Annotated in this window: 3 protein-coding genes; 2 read left to right on the forward strand and 1 reads right to left on the reverse strand. The window is 71.2% G+C overall.

Going from position 1 to position 3,026, the window contains the following annotated elements; all coding sequences use genetic code 11:
- Positions 1–18 precede the first annotated feature (18 nt).
- Positions 19–558, reverse strand: a complete 540-nt coding sequence (locus IH13_RS0133265) for an NADAR family protein (RefSeq protein WP_031090373.1) — start codon at positions 556–558, stop codon at positions 19–21.
- Positions 559–901: 343 nt separating this feature from the next.
- Here IH13_RS0133265 and IH13_RS0133270 point away from each other — a divergent pair, with 343 nt between their 5' ends.
- Both IH13_RS0133270 and IH13_RS0133275 read left to right on the forward strand, forming a co-directional pair.
- Positions 902–2,149, forward strand: coding sequence for a polyamine ABC transporter substrate-binding protein (locus IH13_RS0133270; protein WP_031090374.1), 1,248 nt, complete (start codon positions 902–904; stop codon positions 2,147–2,149).
- 87 nt (positions 2,150–2,236) lie between these two features.
- Positions 2,237–3,026: ABC transporter ATP-binding protein (locus IH13_RS0133275; protein WP_031090376.1), on the forward strand; the 790-nt coding region annotated here is incomplete at its 3' end.

A 3,026-nucleotide genomic window follows, 5' to 3' on the forward strand; every position in this document is an offset into this window, starting at 1 on the left:
GTCCGGCGGACCCGCCCGTCATGTCTCCCGCAGCCGTGACCGCGCCTCCATGAGCGCGAAACCCAGCAGGTTCAGCCCCCGCCAGGAAGCCGGATCCGCCGCCCGTGGATCGTCCCTGGCCAGCCCGATGCCCCAGACCCGGTCCATCGGGCTCGCCTCGACGAGAACCCGCCCGCCGGTGCCCAGCAAGTAGCCCTGCAGCGCCGGGTCCTGGCCGAACTTGTGCACACTGCCCGCCACCACCAGGGCGAACCGCTCCCGGGCCCAGACCGCTTCCCCGAAGCCCCGGACCAGCCTGCCCACCTTCTTCGCCTCCGCGGGACTGCCCGCGGCGACGGCCCGCGCCTCCGCCTCGGCGTCGCCGAACAGGCGCGCCTTGCCCGCCATCATCCAGTGTTCCGCCGACGCGTAGGTCACGCCGTCGACCGTGAACGGCGCCGGCCACCACTGACTCAGGCAGCTCTCGCCGATCCGGCCGTCCGGGCGGGGCCGATGGCCCCAGAACGGCAGGTACTTCACCCGCTCGCCCCGTGCCGACCGCGCCAGCAGGTCAGCCATGTACCCCTGTTCCATGCGGCCGAGTCTGGCACCCACGACTGACAGCGGGGACGTGTATTTCCCGCCCCGTCCCGTGGAGCCGACAGATTCCGTCGCGTAACCAAATGGCAACAACGGAATCACTTGTTGGGGGTGAACGCCTCTGTCAGGATCGGCAGTCGATTCGGGATGAAGCTGCGTACCGGGCCAGTGGCCGGCGTACTCCTTCGAGGAGCGCGGGCAGATCGAGCACGTCACGTACGACACCACGGCGGTGGCCCGGAAGGACCGGCACCGCACCGTCTTCGGGGACCGATGACAGGCCGCCGCCCGGCGGCCCCACCCACCCGGAAGGGCAACGCGTATGCAGGAGTACGAGCCCGGGCGCCGCACCGCGCCCCGGCCGGCCGCGGTGCGGCGCGGACCGGCAGGCGGCCGGGGCGCCCTCACCCGCCGCTCGCTGCTCAGGGCCTCGGGCGCGGGCGCCCTCGCGCTCGGCCTCGGCGCGCTGAGCGCCTGCGGCATTCCGCCGGCGAAGCGGGACGGCGGGGGCGCGGCGGCCTCGGACGACCACTCGGGCCGTGAGAAGCGCGTCACCTTCTCCAACTGGACCGAGTACATGGACATCGGCGAGGACGGGAGAAGGCACCCGACCCTCGACGCGTTCACCGAACGCACCGGGATCACGGTCAAGTACACCGAGGACATCAACGACAACGTCGAGTTCTTCGGGAAGGTCAGACCGCAGCTCGCCGCGGGACAGGACACCGGGCGGGACCTGCTCGTCGTCACGGACTGGCTCGCCGCCCGGATCATCCGCCTCGGCTGGGCGCAGAAGCTCGACCCGGCGAACCTGCCGCACGCGTTCGCCAACCTCACGGCGCAGTTCCGCGCCCCCGACTGGGACCCCGGGCGCGCCTACTCCTACCCCTGGAGCGGCATCCCCACCGTCATCGCCTACAACGCCAGGGCGACCGGCGGCCGCACCGTCGACTCCGTGACCCAACTGCTCGACGACCCCCGCCTCAAGGGCCGGGTGTCCTTCCTCTCCGAGATGCGCGACTCGGTGGGCATGACCCTCCTCGACATGGGCCGCGATCCCGCCTCCTTCACCGACGCCGACTACGGCGAGGCGATCGCCCGGCTCCAGGACGGGGTCGACCGGAAGCAGATACGCCGCTTCACCGGCAACGACTACACTGCGGACCTCAGCAAGGGCGACATCGCGGCCTGCGTCGCCTGGGCGGGGGACATCGTCCAACTCCAGGCCGACAACCCGGACATCAAGTACGCCATCCCCGACGCCGGATACGTCACGGCCACCGACAACCTGCTGGTCCCGGTCAAGGCGCGGCACAAGACCAACGCCGAGCGGCTCATCGACCACTACTACCAGCCCCGGGTCGCCGCCCGGCTCGCCGCGTACATCAACTACGTCTGCCCGGTGGACGGGGTGGCCGCCGAACTCGCCGCGATCGACCCGGCCATGGCCTCCAACACGCTGATCCTCCCGGACGAGCGGACGACCGCGAGGTCGCACGCCTTCCGCTCCCTCGACCCCGACGAGGAGACGGCGTACGAGGAGAAGTTCGCCACGCTCCTCGGCGCCTGATCGGCCCCTTCCTCCCTGATCGGCCCCTCCTTCCCTGATCGCCCCCTCCCTCCCTGATCTCCCCCGACACCCCTGGGACCGCGACCCATGTCACAGCAGCAGACGACGGGCGGCGACGTCCGGCTCGCCGGAGTCAGCAAGACCTACGGCTCCTTCACCGCCGTCCACCCCCTCGACCTGTCCGTGCCGCAGGGGTCCTTCTTCGCCCTGCTCGGCGCGTCCGGCTGCGGCAAGACCACCACCCTGCGGATGATCGCCGGCCTGGAGGAGGCCACCACCGGCACCGTCTCGCTCGGGGACACGGACATCACGGCCCTGCCCCCGCACAGACGGCCGGTCAACACCGTCTTCCAGAGCTATGCGCTCTTCCCCCACCTCGACGTCACCGAGAACATCGCGTTCGGCCTGCGCCGACGCGGCGTGACCTCGGTGAAGAGGCGGGTCGCCGAGATGCTGGAGCTCGTCCAGCTCGGCGACTTCGCCCGCCGCAGGCCGCACCAGCTCTCCGGCGGCCAGCAGCAGCGCGTCGCCGTGGCCCGCGCCCTCGTCAACCACCCCCAGGTGCTCCTGCTCGACGAACCGCTCGGCGCCCTCGACCTGAAACTGCGGCGCCGGATGCAGCTGGAGCTCAAACGCATCCAGACCGAGGTCGGCACCACCTTCGTCCACGTCACCCACGACCAGGAGGAGGCCATGGCCATGGCCGACACGGTCGCCGTGATGAACGGGGGCCGGGTCGAACAGCTCGGCGCCCCCGCCGACCTGTACGAGAACCCGCGCACCACCTTCGTGGCGAACTTCCTCGGTACCTCCAACCTCATCGAGGCCGAGATCGTGTCCGCGGGCACCGACGTCGTCGTCTCGGCCGGCGGCGGGG

Origin of the sequence: Streptomyces sp. NRRL WC-3549 (assembly GCF_000721935.1) — a bacterium.
Classification (GTDB): domain Bacteria; phylum Actinomycetota; class Actinomycetes; order Streptomycetales; family Streptomycetaceae; genus Streptomyces.

Coding starts and splice junctions, on each gene's coding strand:
- IH13_RS0133265 (WP_031090373.1), bottom strand. CDS start 558: ATGGCTGACCTGCTGGCGCGGTCGGCACGGGGCGAGCGGGTGAAGTAC.
- IH13_RS0133270 (WP_031090374.1), top strand. CDS start 902: ATGCAGGAGTACGAGCCCGGGCGCCGCACCGCGCCCCGGCCGGCCGCG.